Annotated in this window: 19 protein-coding genes and 1 pseudogene; 11 read left to right on the plus strand and 9 right to left on the minus strand. The window is 58.2% G+C overall.

Translation table 11 applies throughout. From position 1 onward, the window contains the following. Together DFO48_RS14540 and DFO48_RS14545 are read left to right on the plus strand one after the other, a co-directional pair. A pseudogene (locus DFO48_RS14540) lies at window positions 1-186 on the plus strand (porin); the annotation flags it as partial. Between the two features lie 359 nt (window positions 187-545). Next, window positions 546-1,325, plus strand: coding sequence for an alpha/beta fold hydrolase (locus DFO48_RS14545; RefSeq protein ID WP_233506399.1), 780 nt, complete (start codon window positions 546-548; stop codon window positions 1,323-1,325). A 124-nt stretch (window positions 1,326-1,449) separates the two neighbouring features. On the opposite strand, the gene DFO48_RS14550 is transcribed toward DFO48_RS14545, so the two are convergent. Continuing rightward, window positions 1,450-2,022, minus strand: a complete 573-nt coding sequence (locus tag DFO48_RS14550) for a DinB family protein (protein ID WP_114863853.1) — start codon at window positions 2,020-2,022, stop codon at window positions 1,450-1,452. 247 nt (window positions 2,023-2,269) lie between these two features. Beyond that, window positions 2,270-2,674: a VOC family protein gene (locus DFO48_RS14555; RefSeq protein WP_114863854.1), complete on the minus strand. Its 405-nt coding sequence runs from the start codon at window positions 2,672-2,674 to the stop codon at window positions 2,270-2,272. A gap of 139 nt (window positions 2,675-2,813) precedes the next feature. Between DFO48_RS14555 and DFO48_RS14560 the strand changes: the two genes are divergently transcribed. Further along, window positions 2,814-4,160 (plus strand): PLP-dependent aminotransferase family protein, encoded by a 1,347-nt coding sequence (locus DFO48_RS14560; protein WP_114863855.1) that lies wholly within the window; start codon window positions 2,814-2,816, stop codon window positions 4,158-4,160. A 143-nt stretch (window positions 4,161-4,303) separates the two neighbouring features. Here DFO48_RS14560 and DFO48_RS14565 read toward each other — a convergent pair whose 3' ends face one another. Together DFO48_RS14565 and DFO48_RS14570 are read right to left on the minus strand one after the other, a co-directional pair. Further along, window positions 4,304-5,476 (minus strand): MFS transporter, encoded by a 1,173-nt coding sequence (locus DFO48_RS14565; RefSeq protein WP_114863856.1) that lies wholly within the window; start codon window positions 5,474-5,476, stop codon window positions 4,304-4,306. Next, complete coding sequence (locus DFO48_RS14570; RefSeq protein WP_003076110.1) at window positions 5,473-6,666, minus strand: serine hydrolase; 1,194 nt, start codon at window positions 6,664-6,666, stop codon at window positions 5,473-5,475. Before DFO48_RS14570 ends, DFO48_RS14565 begins: the two co-directional genes overlap by 4 nt. A gap of 116 nt (window positions 6,667-6,782) precedes the next feature. Between DFO48_RS14570 and DFO48_RS14575 the strand changes: the two genes are divergently transcribed. Next, window positions 6,783-7,673 carry a LysR family transcriptional regulator gene (locus DFO48_RS14575; protein ID WP_114863857.1) on the plus strand — a complete coding sequence of 297 codons (891 nt, stop codon included), beginning with the start codon at window positions 6,783-6,785 and terminating at the stop codon, window positions 7,671-7,673. Between the two features lie 99 nt (window positions 7,674-7,772). On the opposite strand, the gene DFO48_RS14580 is transcribed toward DFO48_RS14575, so the two are convergent. After that, window positions 7,773-8,681 (minus strand): LysR family transcriptional regulator, encoded by a 909-nt coding sequence (locus DFO48_RS14580; protein WP_114863858.1) that lies wholly within the window; start codon window positions 8,679-8,681, stop codon window positions 7,773-7,775. Window positions 8,682-8,778: 97 nt separating this feature from the next. Between DFO48_RS14580 and DFO48_RS14585 the strand changes: the two genes are divergently transcribed. The 4 genes from DFO48_RS14585 (at window position 8,779) to DFO48_RS14600 (ending at window position 13,110) form a co-directional block, all read left to right on the plus strand. Further along, complete coding sequence (locus tag DFO48_RS14585) at window positions 8,779-9,882, plus strand: NAD(P)H-binding protein (RefSeq protein WP_114863859.1); 1,104 nt, start codon at window positions 8,779-8,781, stop codon at window positions 9,880-9,882. Window positions 9,883-10,707: 825 nt separating this feature from the next. Continuing rightward, the gene (locus DFO48_RS14590) at window positions 10,708-11,103 is read left to right on the plus strand and encodes a YkvA family protein (protein ID WP_003076104.1); all 396 of its coding nucleotides are present in this window, start codon (window positions 10,708-10,710) and stop codon (window positions 11,101-11,103) included. 63 nt (window positions 11,104-11,166) lie between these two features. Beyond that, complete coding sequence (locus DFO48_RS14595; RefSeq protein ID WP_114863860.1) at window positions 11,167-11,766, plus strand: sugar O-acetyltransferase; 600 nt, start codon at window positions 11,167-11,169, stop codon at window positions 11,764-11,766. A gap of 807 nt (window positions 11,767-12,573) precedes the next feature. Then, window positions 12,574-13,110: a toxin gene (locus DFO48_RS14600; protein ID WP_158545668.1), complete on the plus strand. Its 537-nt coding sequence runs from the start codon at window positions 12,574-12,576 to the stop codon at window positions 13,108-13,110. Between the two features lie 131 nt (window positions 13,111-13,241). Here the strand turns inward: DFO48_RS14600 and DFO48_RS14605 are convergent, their stop codons facing one another. The 3 genes from DFO48_RS14605 to DFO48_RS14615 form a co-directional block, all read right to left on the minus strand. Beyond that, window positions 13,242-13,688 carry a GNAT family N-acetyltransferase gene (locus DFO48_RS14605; RefSeq protein WP_233506400.1) on the minus strand — a complete coding sequence of 149 codons (447 nt, stop codon included), beginning with the start codon at window positions 13,686-13,688 and terminating at the stop codon, window positions 13,242-13,244. Between the two features lie 87 nt (window positions 13,689-13,775). Further along, entirely contained in the window at window positions 13,776-14,813 is a 1,038-nt protein-coding gene (locus DFO48_RS14610; protein ID WP_114863862.1) for an LLM class oxidoreductase, read from the minus strand. A gap of 23 nt (window positions 14,814-14,836) precedes the next feature. Then, on the minus strand, window positions 14,837-15,460 hold the full coding sequence (locus DFO48_RS14615; protein WP_114863863.1) for a glutathione S-transferase family protein: 624 nt from the start codon (window positions 15,458-15,460) through the stop codon (window positions 14,837-14,839). Between the two features lie 118 nt (window positions 15,461-15,578). On the opposite strand from DFO48_RS14615, the gene DFO48_RS14620 reads away from it, so the two are divergent. The 3 genes from DFO48_RS14620 to DFO48_RS14630 all read left to right on the plus strand — a co-directional run bounded on the left by DFO48_RS14620 (window position 15,579) and on the right by DFO48_RS14630 (window position 18,957). Next, entirely contained in the window at window positions 15,579-16,463 is an 885-nt protein-coding gene (locus DFO48_RS14620) for a LysR substrate-binding domain-containing protein (protein WP_114863864.1), read from the plus strand. Between the two features lie 899 nt (window positions 16,464-17,362). Further along, the gene (locus DFO48_RS14625; protein ID WP_003076090.1) at window positions 17,363-18,034 is read left to right on the plus strand and encodes a response regulator transcription factor; all 672 of its coding nucleotides are present in this window, start codon (window positions 17,363-17,365) and stop codon (window positions 18,032-18,034) included. Window positions 18,035-18,078: 44 nt separating this feature from the next. Then, on the plus strand, window positions 18,079-18,957 hold the full coding sequence (locus DFO48_RS14630) for a sensor histidine kinase (protein ID WP_114863865.1): 879 nt from the start codon (window positions 18,079-18,081) through the stop codon (window positions 18,955-18,957). A gap of 210 nt (window positions 18,958-19,167) precedes the next feature. Here DFO48_RS14630 and DFO48_RS25630 read toward each other — a convergent pair whose 3' ends face one another. After that, a complete protein-coding gene (locus tag DFO48_RS25630) occupies window positions 19,168-19,458 on the minus strand; it encodes a hypothetical protein (RefSeq protein WP_233506402.1) in 291 nt (96 codons plus the stop codon). Between the last annotated feature and the right edge of the window lie 45 nt (window positions 19,459-19,503).

Raw genomic sequence — 19,503 nt, forward strand, 5'->3', positions numbered from 1 at the left:
GGTCAGTTGCTGGTACTGCGCGGTACCTACAACCTATCCAAGCGCACTGCGGCCTATGCCTCGCTGGGCTATATGAAGAACAGCGGCAATGCGGCCTTTGGAGCAAGCAGCGCTCAAGCTGGTGGAACGCCAATGCCTGGCGTCAACCAGACTGGCTTTGGCATGGGCCTGCGCCACATGTTCTGAGGTCGGTGCACAAATAGAGCGAGTGAGGGTAGCCTGGTGGCCCCCACTCGCTTGATGCATGGAGTCAAATGTCAGGACGCGACCATTCGTGCGGTGAGTCGTGCGTATTTCAGTCAGTAGAGTCGGTACGAGACAGTGAGACAGTATTTCCGAATGACTCTCCGGCACAGCGGATTCAATCGGTCAATGCAACACATGCGCTGAACATCCAGCGGCTGCACAAGACCCGCAAGGCATATCCGCCCTCCCTACAAGCCGAAACTGCCCTAGTCCAGCCGCCCTGAAACAAGTTCCTTTGAACTTTAAATTAGACTGTTCGAAGTGCTGTAATGGACCGGGTTGCAACTACCGCCCCGGCCATGAACAGCCTTTCAGCAGGATTCTCTGATTTACAGTCGCCATCTCTTGCCGAGGTTGGGCCCGTGGTCCTTGTTCTCCTTCCTGGAATGGATGGCACGGGTGAGCTTTTCGCCCCGTTCGTTGCCGCATTGGGGAAGACGACGCCCGTCGTCGTGGTGAGCTATCCAACTTCCGGCTCGCCACAGACCTATGCCGACCTGACGGAACTTGCCACATCGGCCTTGCCGCCCAATGGCCGCTTGGTCTTGCTGGGAGAGTCTTTCTCGGGACCTATTGCCATTTCGCTGGCAGCGGCATACCCGGGGCGCGTTGTGGGCGTTGTTCTGTGCTGCTCGTTCGTTCGCAATCCAAGGCCGGGTCTTCGCTGGCTCAGCGGCCTGGCGACCATGCCCGTTCCGCTTCCCCCTGCTCCAATACTGGACCTGATGCTTCTGGGCCGGTTTGCGACGCCGGGCCTGCGGGTTATGCTGCGGTCCACCTTGGCCAAGGTTCAAACGGCGGTTCTACGTTCAAGGCTGAGAGCGGTGGCATCCGTAGATGTGCGGGCACATGCCAAAGCAATTGATGCTCCGGTTCTCTACCTGAAAGGGATACGTGACCGCCTGGTGCCGCAGTCTTCCGTGTCTGATGCAGAGCAATGTCTTCGGCAGATAAGAGTTCAGGCGTTTGATGCTCCGCACTGCCTACTGCAAGCCATTCCGCAAGAGGCCGCTGCGGTGGTGGCTGACTTCGTTAGGAACGTTGCAACACCACGAAAGAGCTCGGCGGTGCATAAATAGGGATTCGAGAGCGTAGGCGTGGTGTCAGACGCCACGTCGCTCTGGCCTGCGCTGGCACGGTCAGTGCACTCCCTCTACGGTCGACACCATACGGTTTCAGGGCACCCCGTCGAAATTGAGCGCCTCAGTAAGTGTTGCGATAGTGATCTCGGATGAATACGGGCAGATCGTTTGATGGCGGCGTAAAAGGTATCTGATACATCATGTCGCCGACAAAACCTCGGTGATAAGTGCTGTGATTCACGATATGCAGCACGATTTGCCCACGCGTCATGGCGCCTTGTCCTCCTCCTACAAATTCGAAATGGACGACTTTTACAAGATCTTCGTCCGACCAGGTATCGACAAGCCTGGTGTACCAGGAGTCCATTTCCTGAACCGCCTTCCATAGGTCGTCAACCGCAGGCGTATGCTCCGTATTGCGTGCGGTGTAGCCGTGCTTCCTGCCTTGTAGGTGGTGCCTGAAGATATCGTCCACCACATAGACGTGGTTCAACGTATGCACCATGTTCCCGAACCGCATCGGTCTTTGCCGAAGAGCCTCGCCTTCCGGTAGCTCCATCACGTTCTTGAACGTCAGGCCATTCGCCCAGGCCTTGTAGCGCACCAGCATTCTCAATGTGTCTACCGCCGATGCGGACAGCGCCGCGCGCTCTTTGAATGGTGGGCTGTATGGGTGCTGAAGGGTTGTGGACATACTCGAGAGTTCCTTGGACGTCTTCAAAAACTGTGCAGCTCGCTTTGGACATGCGTGTGCGTCTCGCCGCCGACCCGGACCTGGCCGGCATCGTCACTGCTCGGATAGATGCGGCTTTTTTGACTGGGGCGGGTTCCTTGAGCGGCAACATAGCTGCTCTCGGCATGAGGCCCAATCACGCCGATAGACGAGTGCGATTTGGCTGTCGGCCATGTCGGCGCCCCCAGAAATACACACATCTCTTGCATCAGGGCTGGAGATCGGCACGATGCACGATATGGATTTTGTTGCCGTCGGGATCGCGCAGATAGGCGCCGTAGTAGCCGTCCCCATAATGAGGACGTGGCCCAGGAGCCCCTGCATCCCTGCCACCGTGTGCCAGTCCATCGGCGTAGGCGGAGTCCACTGCTGCTGCTGACGGCGCCAGAAAGGCCGCCATGCTGCCATTGCCGACGGTCGCTGGCTCTCCGTTGTACGGACTGTAGACATAGAAGCGAGGCAGACTCGCATGTGCGCTTACCCAGCAAAGCGCCGCCGGCCCACCATCGGGCACCACAATCCGGCGCTTCAGACCAAGCGGCACAAGCACCGCGTCGTAAAAGCGGCCTGACCGTTCAAGGTCACGCGCTCCAACCGTCACGTGGCTAAACATCTCGCTCTCCTTGCTTTCTGTCAACGCCGCTGGGCACTTTTCACCAAGAGGCAGTCATGCAAAGGCATTTGCAAGAACGTTACACTATTAAATAATAAGATAGTGTCACGAGACACTCTTTTTTGTTGAGACTGCAAACATGCTCCTCCAATCCCCTTGGCAGCCTCGCCTTGCAAACATTGAAGCCAATGCGGCCGAACGACTTGCACTTGCCCTGGCCGACGACATCGTTGAGGGCCGGCTGGCGGGAGGTGACCGTCTGCCTGCACATCGAGACCTTGCAGAGAAGCTGCAAATCGGTCTTGGCTCGGTGACGAAGGCCTATGCCGCTCTGGAGCGCAGAGGTCTGACGCGCAGTATCAAAGGGCGGGGAACATTTGTCGCGATTCAGCAGGCGCATGGTGATCGCCTGATTGACCTGTCGTCCAATGCGCCGCCGGACGCACTCAACGCACGCATTCTGGCGCGGGCATTGACAGGCATCGCTCGCAAAATCGACGCGGACCATTTCAATTTCTATGCACCTCCTGGCGGACATCTGGAGCATCGTCGCGTTCTCGCCCGCTGGCTGATGTCACTTGGCCTGGTCGCCGATCCGTCGCTTCTGCTTTTGACGAGCAGCACCCGCCAGGCGCTGTCATTGGCTTTTGATCTGGCTTGCAGCCCGCAAGGATTGCTTGTGACCGAGCGGATCACCTACCCCGGCGCTATTGCTCTGGCCCGGCGCAAAGGCTATCGGATGCAAGGTGTCGAGATCGATGCCGAAGGGATGGTGCCGCAAGCGCTTGCGGACGCACTTGGCAGTGTCGCGCCGACCGATGGCAAGGCGGTCTACCTCACCCCGACGCTGCACAACCCGACAACTGCCACGATGAGCCTGGAGCGAAGGCAGGCCATCGTGGATATATGCCGGAAAACGGGGGCATGGATCATCGAAGACGGGGTCTATGCCGCCGCTCTCCCTGATTTACCCCAACTGTCAGCACTGGCGCCCGATATCTCATTGCATGTGAACGGGCTCTCCAAGTCGCTTGGGCCGGGGCTGCAGATCGGCATGTTGCTGGTCCCAAAAGAACTGGGCGGCGCTGCGCAAGAAATGGTGCAGGATGTGCCGATGGCTCCATCAGCATTTTCCTGTGCGGTAGTCGATGAATGGCTGGCCACCGGCGTGATCGCCTCGATCCAGCGGGATCTGCACCATGAGTCCCGGCGGCGCGCCAGGCTTGCCGCTTCGCTTCTCGGGACTGGCAAGCCTGTCTGGCATCCCCATGCCTACAACGTCTGGCTGCCGATGAAGCGCGAGGCCGCCAATAGTCTTGTCGCTGCAGCCGCAGAAATCGGTTTGAAGCTGACCCTGCCGGAATCCATGATGGTGGACCCTCAGGATGGGAGGAGCGGTCTCCGGATTTGCCTGGGCGCTCCCGGCTTTGAAGACCTGGGCGACGCGCTGAAGTTGCTGGCAGAGCTGCTCAAGCCGCAAGCTTGAGTGCGGCGCCGACGCAGGTCTGCCGCAGAAGACAAGTGAGAGATGCTTGGCAATCCATCCACCTGGTCGCTTCAGGTACGGCTGAAGCGGGAGTTCTTCGAACTGCGCAAGAAATGGAGCAGATACCGAAGAACTCCCCCGCCTTATCTTTGTACCACTGGAAAGCCGTGGCTCCTGGCTGCCCACACAACAGCCAGCGTTGCAGCTAGCAGCACCAGAAGGACCGGAGAGAATGCGGCGACGCCGAGATAGTCCAGCAAGGCACCGCCAATCAGTCCTCCACTTGCAATCGCGATATTCCAGGCTGTGACCAACATGGACTGCGCAACGTCGGCCGCGTTGCCCGCCGCCTTGGCGATGGCTGTTTGAAGCAGTGTCGCCACGCCGCCAAAGGCCAGGCCCCAGGCGGCCACTGCCGCATACACCACAGCAGGCGCATCGCCCATCAGGCCGAGTGCCAGCGCCGACAGGCCGAACAAGAGCGTACTGCCCAGCGTCAGGGCGCGCAGATGGTGATCGATCAGCACGCCGATGACCCAGATGCCCAGCAGCGAAGTGATGCCGAACATGAGCAGGACCAGATCTGTTCGTTTCGCCATGTCTGCCGCCGCGAGAAATGGCGCGATATAGGTATAGAGGATGTTGTGTGCCAGAACGAAGGCCAGCACCACGAACAGCACCGGACGTACACCCGGGAAAGTGAACACATGCCCCAGAGACATGCGTTTGCTCGCCGCCTGGCCCGCGAAATCTGGCAGCTTGACTTGTACCCATGCCATGAGCGCCAGTGCCAGTCCGCTCATGATGCCGAAGCACATCCGCCAGCCCAGCAGATTGCCCAGGAAGGTGCCCGCCGGAACCCCAAGCGACAACGCCAATGGTGTACCCACCATCGCAATGGCGATGGCTCGGCCCTGCTGGTGCTCGGGCACCATGCGCGCGGCATAGCCCGCCAGCATCGCCCATAGCAGACCGGCCGACACGCCTGCCAGGAAGCGCGCGATCATCGTCAGGACATAGTTGCAGGACAGGGCCGTGACAGTGTTGGCGATGGCAAAGCCTGCAATGGCCGCTAGCAGCAGCGGACGGCGGCGCACGCCCTGGGTGGCGGCGGTCAACGGGATGGCGGCCGCCAGCGAGCCCATTGCGTAGATCGTGACCGTTTGTCCTGTCCAGGCTTCGGACACCATCAAGCCCCTCGCCATCTGAGGCAGCAGCCCTGCCGGCAGCGCTTCGGTCAGGATGGTGATGAACGCGGCCATTGCCAGCGCCAGCAATGATGCAATTGGCATCCGGTCTTGATGTGCAGCGGTCATTGCACGACCTCCAGCGCACCATAGACTGCGTCGCGCAGCTCGGCGACGAAGCGACCGGACATGCCCTCGTACAGCGTATTGGTGAAGGCGACCACGCTGAGTCCGCGCGCCCTATCCACAAACCAGGCATGGCCGTAGGCGCCACCCCAGCGCCAGGTACCTACCGATTCTGGCGATGCGGCGCGCAGCGGGTCCCGCAAGACTGAAAAACCGAGGCCAAAGCCAAAGCCCGGTACATCCGGCAGCTCCAGTCCACCAGTCTGGTCCCGCTCCATCTCGTTGATCAGCTCATCGGGAAGCAATGCTCCCCTGCCCTGCCGCAAGGCCTCCAGCAGGCGCAGAAAGTCTCCGGCCGTACCGGCCATTCCAGCTCCACCTGAAGGGAAAGCCAGGGCGTCGAAGATACGGCCCGGGCTGTATCTGATACCGACTGCGCCCTCGAACGGGGAAACCACTTCACCTTCGGCTAGCGGGTGTGGCTGAGGCGTATCGCTTACGTAAGCAGTGGCCACGCGCTGCGGATCGCGCACCAGGAAACCCGTATCGATCATGCCCAAGGGACCTGTTACCCATTGGTTGACTGCTTCGTCCAGTGACGCACCGTGGATGTGTTCAATCAATGCCCCCAACACATCGGTTGCCAGCGAATAGCCCCAGGAGGTACCCGGCACATACAGCAGCGGCACGCTGGCGATACGGCGCAGGTTCTCGGCCAGATTGAAACTGACTCTGTCCATGCCGTCCGAGGCACCAGCCCGGGCATAGGGGCCATCAGCATCGGCCTCGAAAAAGCGATAGCCCAGCCCTGCTGTGTGGCTAAGCAACTGCCTGGCAGTGATGCGTGCCGGGCTGCCATCAATCAACCTGGGCTGGAACCCCGGGAGCCAGCGGCCGATGTCCTCATCCAGATCGAGGCGGCCTTGCGCAACCAGCGCAAGCGCAGCGGCCGAAACGATGGGCTTGCTCACCGATGCCAGCCGGAAGATGGTCGTCAGCTCCATCGGGCGCGCGCTCTCGCGGTCGGCATGGCCGGCAGCCTGTTGGTGGATCAATTCGCCATTGTGTGCCACCAGCACGACGGCACCGACCAGCCGCCGCTCATCCAGAGCCTGCTGAACGGCGGCATGGATGCGGGTGGACAGATGTAGGGGCGGAATGCCCGGGCGTAAAGGAAAGACGGGATAAGTCACGGAAGAGCCCCTGATTCAATGGATCACGCCGTGACGATAGAAAGTCTGAGATTAAAGAAAAAGTAGGCTACAGTTCCTCTTTATGCGGACAAGAATGTCTTTAATCTAAGTGTGTTATGGACAGCTTGAATGGTTTCGCCGTGTTTGTGCAGGTTGCCGAGACGCGAAGTTTTGTGGCCGCCGGCCGGCTGTTGGGCGTGTCGGCCTCAGCCGTAGGCAAGAGCGTGGCGCGGCTGGAAGATCGGCTGGGCGTGCGCCTGTTTCACCGCAGCACACGCAGTGTCACGTTGACCGCCGAGGGCATGCTGTTCCTGGAGCGCAGCCGACGTATCCTGGCTGAGATCGAAGCGGCAGAGCTCGAACTGGCGCAAGCCAGCAGTGCACCACGCGGTCGCTTGAGAGTGAGTTTGCCCCTGGTTAGCTCGCTGGTGCTGCCGGTGCTCGGCGAGTTCATGCGCAAGTACCCCGAGATCGAACTGGACCTGGACTTCACCGACCAGATGGTTGACGTGATAGAGGACGGCTTCGACGCCGTGGTGCGCACGGGTGAGCCCAGCGACTCTCGCCTCACGGCACGCAGGCTCGGGGCTTTCCGTTCGCTGCTGGTGGCTTCGCCAGACTATCTGGCACGGCGAGGGACACCTCGAGAGCCTGCTGATCTGATGCAACACCATTGCCTGCACTACCGCTTCCCCCATAGCGGCAAGCTGGAGCCATGGACTCTGCGAACCATGTCCGGCGAAACCGAGTTGCAGCTGCCCACTTCGATGATCTGCAACAACATCGAGACGCGCGTGTGCTTTGCCTTGCAGGGACTGGGGATTGCCTACCTGCCGGAATTTTCCATTCGTGAACAACTGGCCGATGGCCGGCTGCTACCGCTCCTTACCGACCATACGGAGCGCAGAGGCGTTTTTTATGTGCTTTGGCCGGCAAGCAAGCACCCGTCGCCTAAGGTACGGGCTCTGGTTGATTTCTTGTGCGCACGCGTGTTCCCTGCTGCCTGATCTGCCCGGGATTCACGTCGTTTCCGGGAGCTGATAGCAGAGTGAGGCTCTTCGGTCATTGGCAAACAACCGCATCAGGCCCAGCGCAGTGTCGACCGGCTAGGGAGTCATGTAGTCTTGCAGCCCCTTCAACAGCGCATCAAATGTCACCTTGCAGCTCGGATTGTTGCGCAGATCTTCGTGCATGGTGAGCCAGGTCTCCAGGCTCAGCGGAATGCTTCCAGGCAATATGTTCACCAGATTCCGGTCGCGCGCCGCTAGATTCACCTGGCACACGCCAATACCGCAGCCAGCTCGGATCAGCGCCATCTGTGCCATGTCGTTGTCGGTGCGCACCGCAAAGTTTTCGCGGCTCCAGATCGGGAATGCCTTGCGGGCAGCGCGCACGAACGGCGTCTCTTCATCAAAGCCAATCAGCGCGTGCTGCGCCAGATCGGCCAGCGAGGCGGGCGTCCCATGCTTGTCCAGATAGCGCTTGTGCGCATGCAGGCCAAGTGGCATCGCCCCAACGCGCCGGGCAATCAGTTGCTCCTGCCTGGGTTGTGTCATGCGCACGGCGATGTCGGCCTCGCGCTGCAACAGGTCCTGTACGCGGCTGGTCAGCACCAGTTCCACCGTCAGGTCCGGGTGTGTGTCCTGCAGTTGCGCCAGGATAGGTGGCAATACCTCTTGCCCTATCACCTCGCTGGCCGTCACGCGCACCGTGCCCTGGATGCTCGAGCCTTGGCTTACGGCCGTACGTCTTAGCGCAGCGGCAGCGGCAGCGCTGTGCATGGTCTGGGCAAACGGCTCCAGCGCTAGCACCGCCTCAGTGGGTATAAGACCCATTTGCGAACGTGTAAACAGCTTCACACCCAGCGCTTTTTCCAGCGCGTCCACATGCCGCCCCACGGTGGGCTGGGCAATTCCCATGGCGCGCGCCGCACCGGACAATGAGCCCTCTTCCAGCACGCCCAAATAGGAGCGGTACAGCTCCCAGCCGATCTCGGTGGTGTTGTCGTTAGCCATACAAAAATGTATGGCGGCTACCACATGTTGGTCAATTGCTTAATAGCAGTGCCCGCCCGAAACTTCCTTTCATCGCAACAAATTCAGGGGTAATGAGATGGAAAGCAACACTGCCTTGGTTCTAGGCGCCACCGGCGGTATCGGTGGCGAAGTGGCACGGCAACTACGCGACGCAGGCTGGAAAGTGCGCGCATTACGCCGCAGCGGTGAGCAGCAAATCGAGCTGCGCGACGGCATGGTCTGGGTGCGCGGCGACGCGATGAACCGCGACGATGTGCTGGCCGCCGCAGAAGGATGCTCCGTCATTGTGCACGCAGTCAACCCGCCCGGCTACCGTCACTGGGGTGAGCTGGTGCTGCCCATGCTGGACAACACCATCGTCGCCGCGCAGGCCAACGGCGCCACCATCGTGCTGCCTGGCACGGTCTACAACTACGGCCCCAGCGCCTTTCCCACGTTACATGAAGATTCGCTGCAGCAGCCCCTCACCCCCAAGGGTGCCATCCGTGTGGAGATGGAGCGGCGTCTGCTGCGGGCCAGCAGCCGGAGCTGCCGAGTGATCGTGGTGCGCGCGGGGGACTTCTTCGGACCCATGCCGGGCAATAGCTGGTTCTCGCAGGGCATGCTAAAGCCCGGCCAGCCGGTCAAGTCCATCAGCGTGCCCAACGCACCCGGCGTGGGCCATCAATGGTCTTACCTGCCCGACGTAGCCCGCGCCATGGTGGAACTGGTGCAGCGGCGCGGCACACTGCCCTCCTTTGCCGCCTTCCACATGGCAGGCCATTGGGACGTCGACGGCACCCAGTTGGCCGCTGCGATCTGCCGCGTGGTTGTCAGGCGCGGCGGAGTCCAGCCCAAAGTGAGAGCCTTTCCCTGGTGGCTTACTGCGCTTGCAGCGCCCTTTGTACCGACCTTGCGTGAGCTGCGTGAGATGCGCTACTTGTGGAGCACGCGGATAAAGATGAGCAACGCCAAGCTGGTCTCGACGCTCGGACATGAGCCGCATACGCCGCTGGATGAGGCGGTGGAGGCCGCCTTGGAAGGTATGGGGTGCTTGCCGGCGACACCTGGGCGCAAGTTAAGCACCGTCAAAAAAGCTTTCACCACAGCAATGGTTGCGCTGGCCGTTGGCCTCTGTCTCTGCACGAGCGATGTGCGTGCGGAGCACCTGTTTGCGAATTTGCCAAGTATCGGTCGGTGATCTGGCCTGGCAGTGATGGCGAACGACAGCTGTAGCGCATGCTGCCGAATTCACGCACTGGGTCGATAGCATCAGTACGTTCCGAACTTGATCTATCGTTCATCGCAGGATCACCTGTACCGTAAATCAAGTGCCAGGTCTTGGAGGTGTAGCGGTCATACGAATTGCAACCCAGCGAATGACCTGTGAAGAAAGCGACTGCCGCCAAGGCACAGTGCTCGAATGACTCTGATCAGCCTGGACCTGCCGTTCGCGGCCACGCAGAGGTCAAATGTCGACGTCTGGCGTCGCTGTCAATCTTCGTCGTCATCCTCACGCCAGCCTCGATGAGGGTGTCTGTGCCATCTGTTCCAGCGTCGGCCGTCCTCCTGCCAGCGCCATGCCGGAACAGCCTCCGGCGGCGCGACTATCACGGGTCGAGGGGCATAGACAGGCCTCGGAACGTATTGAACAGCCGGCGGTCCGTATTGAACGGGCGGTGCCGCGTAATAGTACGACGGAGCAGGTGCTGCCACGTATGGAGCCGGAGCACCGTAACCTATACCCAGGTAGACCTCTGCATGACCAGGTGCCGCAGCCATGGCAAGTGCAGCAAACAGCGAGAGTGACGTGTAGTTCATCAAGTGACTTTCAAGGCAATGGCGCTCGCCATGCTTGGTCTCTTTAACGAGGAGAATTTAGGAGCGTTGACTAAGCATTTGTAACTGGATGCGCATAGATGCTTCGTATGTTTCCGACTGCCGAAAATTTCATCGGCAGTTATCGGAACATGCGTGACCGTCATCGATAAGGAGCGAAAATTCCGACCTGTCCTCGGAATTTTTTATGAATCTCAATGGCAACCTGAAGGCTTGGGCAAAGCGGATCAAGCGCGATGGCGTGACACTCTGGTTCGCCGGAAAACACCCCGACACGCCTTGGCATGCGAAAGCGCTGGGACTTCTTGTCGTGGCTTATGCGCTCAGCCCGATTGATCTGGTTCCTGATTTCATCCCGACTCTTGGATATGTGGACGATATCCTCTTGCTTCCGACGCTGATTTGGCTGACTGTCAAGCTGCTACCCCAATCAGTTCTTGTAGATTGCCGTAATCAAGCCGATGCTTGGATGGCCGAAAAAGGGTCTAAGCCTAGTAGGCGCGCAGGCGCGATCATGATCATCGCGTTGTGGGCCGCCATGGGGATCGCGGCATGGCTCTGGTTGAATCCTCAGTCGTTCTGAGACGGTCGCCCACCGAGCCAACAGCGGCATGGAAACACAGCTATCCCGTGCTTCAATTGGGGCATGAGCACACTTAATACTCAACTTGAAGCAGTTCGCAGTGGCAGGATGTACAACGACTTAAGCAGTGAGTTGGTAACCGCGCGTGCGCAGGCCGTATTGCTGAGCAACGAATACAACGCATCTTTTTCACAGCCTGCTGCGCAGCGAGAACACATTCTGCGTAGGCTGCTGGGCTCCGTTGGTTTGAATGTTCACTTTGAACCGACTTTTCGCTGTGAGTTTGGGCAACACATACACATAGGCAATGACTTCTACGCAAATTTCGATTGCGTAATGCTGGACGGTGGCGGCATTTTCATTGGCAACAATGTGCTTCTCGGGCCACGCGTAGGAATCTACACGTCTAATCACGCCATAGATGCGAATGAGCGGGCGGCTGGGGGATGCTATGCCAAACCCGTTCGGATTGGAAACAGAGTATGGGTAGGGGCGGGTGTTCATATCAACCCAGGAGTGACGATCGGAGACGACACCATCATTGGCTCGGGCAGCGTCGTAACCAAGGACATCCCTGCGAGCGTGATAGCTGCAGGCATTCCATGCAAGGTTTTGCGCTCGATTACTCCCGCAGATAAGACTGGTTTTACTGTTTCCGGCTAAGAAAACACAGGACGTCCATCAAATGCATGACCGCTCAGGGTCGGTCTGCGACAGTCGCGGATCGGCCAATAACAGTCGGTCTCGGCAGATGAAAGCAGACGCTCAGCGCCCCAGCCAAACGGGCGAAAACGCCAGGCCACCAGGCCCGGGATAACAATGCCGTTATGCATCTGATGGAATAAACAATTGGGTCAGGGGATCCAAGGATGTGACAACCATATGGCGCGGAATGCGTTATTGCAGCCCAACATCAAAAGAGATTTACGAAGCTGAGAATCGTCGACCAAGCCAGCTCAAGCAACGCCCACGCAGAGAACAATCCGTTCACCACTAGAAAAAGCGCGCCAACCACAATCACTATAACGATGAGTTGCAATGCCTTCATACGGTGAAGTCTCCCGAAAAAACCAATCTTTCCATTGGGCATGTTTGGCCCCTACCGATATGCCGCATCGTGGACCTTTGATCAATTTTAGGTTGGTTATGCACTGTCCCCTCTGGGTCGTTCCGAGGCTCTCACCTACCAGCCAGACGCAGTCGCTGGACTAAAATCCAGCCGAGCGATTTGCAGCGGCCACAGCCTGGCCAGCAGCGACATTGCTGCGTGACTCGCGTACATTGAAATTCATCGTTTCCCTCACCTATGGTCAGCATGGCTGGCAGTCATTGAGAGCAGCTAACAACCCTTGATACGTCGTTGCGCCGCCTTGTCGTACTTCTCACAGCCCTCGGCTTCGCGTCTCGTCTCAAGCGCAAGCCTTCGGTTTGCCGGGCCTTGTTAACCGCTCTTGGCAACACAGGACTCAGATGCGCTATCTAGTGATCGGCACCAGTGGCGCTGGAAAATCCACCTTTGCCAAAAAGCTGGCGCGCAAGATCCGGGCCTCATATATCGAACTGGATTCGCACTACTGGGGGCAAGACTGGCAAGCAGTGCCACCCGAGCAGTTCAGGCATTCAGTTGTTGAAGCTACTCAAGGAGCATGCTGGGTAGCCGACGGGAACTACAGTGCTGTTCGAGACGTGCTTTGGTCACAAGCCACACATGTCGTGTGGCTCAACTACGGTCGCTTCACCGTATTTTCTCGCCTGCTCCGGCGCACTCTTGGCCATGGCATCACCCGCAAGCGTCTGTCGCATGGAAACCGGGAGTCACTGCGGCTGGCCTTTTTCTCGAAAGACTCAGTACTTCTCTGGTCGCTATCCACCTATGCAAAAAACCAGTCGAAGTTCGCCGCTCTGCGCGAGCATGGCGAGTTCGCGCATCTGCAATGGATTGAATTTGCCGAGCCTTCAGAGGCTTCGACATTCCTCAAGGCGATCGCGACCTCACAAGAGCACTGACACGGGTTCATCTCCACTGCCCTGCTACAGCCCGGCATTTCAATGACCACCTTGTTGCCGCCCGGATGTCGGTTCGGTGCCTGACCGCGATGGCCACAGTCAGGCCCGGACCAGACCGTCGAATATGCTCGCTATCGCTGCACATCGAGGTCGTAAGTGACCCAGTCGGTTGCCGATGCAAGCTTGTCGTAGAGCTGGCGCGCCTGGGCATTGCTGCCAGCGGTAATCCAGCGCACCACGGGCCAGCCCCGTTCCCGCGCTTTGGCAGCCACGCCCATGATCAGGCTGCGGCCTATACCTGAGCCACGCTGGCCTTGAGCCACGAACAGGTCGTCGAGAAACCCGACGTCCTGCGCGATCAGCGGTTCAGGGCACGCGCGAAAATGCGCCAATCCCAGCAAATGGCGCTCCTCCGACTCTGCGACCAGCCCTTCCATCGGGTGGCGCGGATCCATCAGCCACGACCAGGTTCGATCCAGGATCGCATCGGTCATGGGCGACTGGTAGAAATGTGCGTACTGGCGGTAGAGATCGCACCATGGCGCTCGATCACTCATTTCCAGGGGGCGAATTTTCACTGCACTCGGCATTGGGGTTCTCTTGCTTGAGGTTTTCTTGTCCATGATTGCTCCGGGTTGGTCATTCCCGAGCCGGTTCTGTGTTTCTCACCAGACGGCGGACGCCGCCGACGGTCCTTCGTGCGAGGGAAAGTGCGGCAGCACCTCCCTGGCCAGCTCCTCCAGCACCTCGGCTGGCGGGCGTTGTGAAAACTGAATGCCAAGCGCGGCATGGTTCACCCCTGCCGCCTGCCACGCTTCAAGCAAGGCCATCAGCCCTTTTCGCCCGGTGCGCAGAACATAGCCTCCGTGCAAGGGGGTCCGAGGATAGCCGGGATCATCCACCAGATCGATCCATTCGTTTGTCATGTGCGGCCTGAATGCCCCTCCGGGGACAAGTTCACGCCAGGCCCGAATCTTCTCCGCCAGATGCTGAGGGCCCCTAGGGGTGTGGGTGGCATTAGGATAGGTCAGCCATCCATCCGCATGCTCGGCAATCCACTCCAGTGACTGCCCGGACGAGCCTGTCACCATCATCGGAATGCTTGCGGACACAGGCTTGGGCAGGAACTCCGCACCTTCAAAACGTCCCAGCGGCGAGTCGATGTCCAGATGACCGGCATGCATGAGCTGGCGCATATAGGATAGCGCCTGGGAAAAGCGCTCCGCGCGGGCACTGTGCTCCAGCCCGTAGGCCGGAAACTCCATCGGCCTGTCGCCAGAGGCTACCCCCATCACCAGACGGCCGCCGGAAAGCTGGTCAATGGTCGTGGCTGCCTTGGCCAGATCAATCGGGTGACGCAAGGAGATGACGGCGCTGCCCGTTGCCAAGGCCACCTTCCTGGTTCGGGCCGCCAGGTATGCCAGATAGGTGAAGGGATCGAACACCTGCCCGGCATCTCCAAACGATGGATCGAGCAAAGGCACATCACGCACCCACACGGCGGCGAAGCCGTAGCTGTCGATCTCGGCGACCAGGTCCGACTGGCCGCGCAGCACCGACATATCGCCTCTGTAGCTGCGCAACGGCAGAAAGATGCCCAAGGTCAACCTGTCCGGCGAAAACATGCGTCGGTAGCCGGGGTGTCCGAAAAACGCGGCGTAGGAGGAGCCGCCCGTGTGCTCAGAGGGTCTGGATGCTTTCATTGCTGGACTCGCGAGATGTTCATTCATGCACCGGTTGCCGGTGCGGGCAGCGTGATGCCTTTGCGTACAGCCGCTCGAGCCGCAACCCGCTCGTGCCATGCACTGAGATGGTGGTGCTGGCTGAAGTCGAAATGGATGATTCGCGCGATGTGCGTCCAGCCGAAATGGGCAATGTCTGCAATAGAGTAGTCGTCGCCGGCCAGATATGGACGGCCCGCCAGCGCTTGATCCAGCACCGTGAACGCTTCCTGCGTCAGGCGCCGGTAACGCTCGATTGCCGGCGCAACGGGTTCATCAGCAAACAGCTCGAAGTGCACGCGCTGGCCCAGCAGCGGCCCCATGCTGGATGCATGGAACTGCAGCCACTTGATCGCCTCCCAGCGGGCTCGCGGATCTGCCGGCAACAGCTTTCCGGTCCTATCCGCCAGGTACAAGAGAATCGCCGCCGACTCGAACAGCACGACACCTGTCTCGCTGTCCTCTAGTACCGGAATACGGCCGTGGGGGTTCAGCGCAAGAAAGGCGGATTGACGGTGCTCGCCTTCATCGATGCGCACATGGTGCAGTTGGTAAGGCAAAGAAAGCTCTTCAAGCGCGATTGTCGCCTTGAAGCCATTGGGGGAACTGTCGGAGTAGAGATGCAACATTGAATTTGTAGATAATCTAAAACCATCGAAATCGCCGGCATCACAAATTTTCAGATGAAAAAATCCTTATATAAAGCGATTATTTCTTCCCAATAAATTTAGAAAATCTAAATTAAATATGAGCTACCCCTTGCAGGCATTGCGCACATTCGTAGAAGTTGGGCAGCGCAAAAGCGTCAAGGCCGCAGCGCAGGCCCTGCACGTCACCCCCGGCGCCGTAAGCCAGCAAATCCGCTTACTGGAAGACCGCCTGGGAGTTGTCTTGCTCGAACGTGAACGCCTTGGCATGCGGCTGACCGAGGCAGGTGCCAGCGTGTACCCCAGGCTGCGTGAAGCGTTTCTTCAGATCGACCAGGCGATGCATGCCCTGGAACGCAGCAAGGGAGAACGCAGCCTGACGGTCAGCACCGTCGCAACGTTTGCGGCATCGTGGCTGGTACCTCGGCTTGGGCGCTTCAAGCAATTGCACCCCGACATCGAAATCCGCGTGGAAGCAACGTCTGAGCTGGTAGACCTGCGACGTGACCGCGTGGATGTCGCCTTGCGCCATGGGCTGGGCGACTATCCCGGGCTTGAGGTCACCTGCCTCATGGCGCCGGTTCTGACACCTGTCGCCTCACCCGAGTTTTTGAAGACCTGCCTGGGGGCGGTGATCAATGAGGCACGCGATTGCCTTGACTACCCCCTGCTCCACGACGGAGACCGCGCAGATTGGCCGCTCTGGCTCAAGGCACACGGGGTGGCCGACGACGCGCGTGCGCAGCGCGGCAGCGCATTTGAAGACGACTTCCTTCTCATCCGCGCGGCGGAAGCTGGACAGGGCCTGGCGCTGGTGCCGCAAGCATATGCCCAGGAAGAAATCGCGACAGGCCGGCTCATTCAGGTACTGGACAAGCCCTGGCCCGCAAGATTCGCCTACTACGCCGTGACCCGCCCTGGTGCGGCTGACCGCCCCGAAGTGCGCGCCTTCCTGGACTGGATTCGCGCAGAAGCGGCCCAGTAAGGCCGCAAGCAGAGACCCTGCCCTGCTGCCCTGCTGCCCTGCTGCCCTGCTGCCCTGCAGGCTGCTCGAATTGAATCACCCGCCGCGCGAAGCCGCAGCCACTACAGCAGTACGACAAGGCGAAGCAACGACTTACCAAGGGTTGTGTTCTCGGTTCCAGGCAATACCGGGCGATGCAATAACCGCCACGACAATCAGCGATTATTCATACCATTGCTGAATGGCAATTTCCCAAGCTACTGAAGGCATTTCGTCAATAGGCCCGTCACGTAATGGCAATGACCCGACACGGCCCCCTCAGGCCTTGAATATCGTCCACTCGCTCAAAACCAGATTCTGTCCAGAATTGATTCCTCGAAATGGAAGGTCTGAAAATTACTTTTCTTCTTTTCTTCCAATCGCTAATCAATAAAAATTCGGCGTATCAGATATCAATTGGAATATTTCATATCATCAAAAAATACTCACCTTAATCTCTAAAAAATATTGCCCAACAAATACGCCAAATTAATAATTCAAATACGCCATCGATAGCCAACCCAACAATGCAGATAGCACAAAATTAGCGATGATTTATTTCAATTTCATATTGATTTAAAAATTCAATTAACGAAGTTAAATCAATTAATTATGTTAATAACACAACTCAACAAACACAACATCAAGCAACTACCCATTTCCCAGGATTCATTTTGTAAATTCAGTAAAAATTGACATTATTTGACATTTTCTATGGATTTCCCAATGAGCACTAATTAGTTTCCTAGAGTATTCAAGCCCCCTGGTCTTTTCGTTGGGAGCCATCTATGCAAGCCGTCCAGACTTCATCTTGCCCGCCCTTGTTCACCCATCAAAATGACGCCCCTCCATCGCTTAGCCACTCGATGTGGCCAGGGCACATGGTGGGCCAGCGAGAGCAGCCCGTTCGCGTCTTTCTGGTGGACGACGACAGCCATATCCGCAGAGTGATTGCCCAGGATCTGATGGGCGACTCAAGAACCCTGCTGGTTGGGCATGCCTGCAGCCTGCGTGAGGCACGCAAGAGCATTCAGCAGCACGACTTCGACGTTCTGATGATTGATCTCAACCTGGGCGACGGCGAAGGTCTGGATTTGCTTGAACTTGTCCAGGGCACACACCCACATGTGCAAAGCATTATCGTCTCGGTAACTGAAAGAGATGAAAAGGTCTTTCAGGCTTTCGAGAAAGGTGCTGTAGGCTATTTGCTGAAAAACTCCTGGTTTGGCGACTACGCACAAGCTGTATTGCAAGTGGCCAATGGCGGTGCATCCATTACCCCATCTCTTGCCAAGAAAATCCTGTCGCTGGTCAGCAGATCACAAACTTATGTCGTTCCGGCGTCAAGCCTCACCAAGGAAGAGAAACTTTCTGAGCGAGAAATAGAAATACTGAAACTCATTGCCTGCGGCTACAGCTCTCCTGAAATATCCACGCACCTCAAGATAAGCACATTGACCGTATCCACGCATGTAAAGAACATGTACCGAAAATTGCAGGCCAAGACAAGAGCTCATGCTGTGAAAGCCGCCTCTTTGCGTGGGCTGATATAAATTTGAAGGCATTTTCTATATCTATAGCCCGAGATGGCAAGCATATGGAATCACTGAGAAATATCGGTTGGAGGGCAACAACCGTTTTCCTTCAGACCATTACCATACTAAGCTGGTGTTTTCTCACACCACTGCGAGATCAGAATTGGTTTTTTGTCTTCAGTATTTTGGTGGCTTTGAGCGGATTGCTTATCTCGCTTCGCTACATTCCTCGAATCTATCGTCTCATCAAGGCCAGGCTGCGCGTCAGTGCCCAACCCTCAAAAGAAGTCCAGGAAGAGCGCAAGCGCATCGCGTCAGACCTGCACGACACCCTAGGCAGCCAGTTGGTAGAGGCCTTGAACCTGATGAACTCACAGTCCTCGGTTGAAGATGGCCCTGCCAGAAAAGTCCTTGAGCAATCGCTGCTGGACCTGCGCCTGATCGTCGACTCCATGGATGCGCAATCCGACAACCTGGCCATGCGCCTGGCGCGATTGCGTTACCGGCTGGAGCCCGCGCTTCAAAGAAAAGGCCTTGTACTGCACTGGCAGTTGACCGACCCTGAGCTCGGGGTCGGCCAGCAGACAACGCTGCCGCTTCCCAGAGACCGCGTTGCGCATGAAATCCTGGCCGTCGTTCAGGCCGGCATAAGCAACGCCATAGAGCACGCCCATGCAACCGAGATGTGGCTGACCCTGGAGCCCTATCAACAAGGCGATCTGCAGAGCTTCGGCTGGGACTGGTATCTGAGCATAGAAGACAACGGCAAGGGCTTCGATCTTCGAGCTGTGCTCAACAACCCCGGCAAGTCCGGGCAAGGCGTCATCAACATGTTTCATCGCATGCGAAACATCGGCGGCGACCTTCACATCCAACCCCGCTATGGTGGAGGCACGCAGGTGTTGATGCGATGGCGGTCTGAACCGACCAGCCTTTGCTAGAGAAGCCTGAATTGAGCGTGCAGCGCAGGAGACCTTCATTGGAAAGCTCTCCGCACACTCTGAAAAAGGACTCATGAAGAGCTTATGAAGGCCTGCTGAAGGCGTTTTGTCGTGGACAGAGATCCGGGGCCGGTGCAGGAACAGTACCCAGAGTCGAACCCACCTCATAACCGGTTGGCGGGCACCATGGCAAGCGACCTCATCTCATTGCTAAAACACGCCACTATTCTGACAAAACGCCATCAGCTCCTGATTGAACTTCGCCTTGAGCTTGCGCATCGCGGTCATATTCTGCGAACTGACTGTCTTGACGCTACGGCTAAGACGCTCTGCAACCTCTGCCAGGCGGTTGATATCCGCCCAGAAGTGACCCACTAGCCCTCCGGCAGTCAGTTCTACATGGAAATCAACATGGGCGCCTTGACTGACATTCCGCGATGGAATGGCTGGCGTGCTGTATCTGGCAATGGGCAGCCATCTACCCAGGATAGGCTGCAGCACAAATCAGTTGCTCATTACAACTATATAGTTGTAGATTACAACCGA

Origin of the sequence: Comamonas sp. AG1104 (genome assembly GCF_003350425.1) — a bacterium.
Classification (GTDB): domain Bacteria; phylum Pseudomonadota; class Gammaproteobacteria; order Burkholderiales; family Burkholderiaceae_C; genus Comamonas; species Comamonas testosteroni.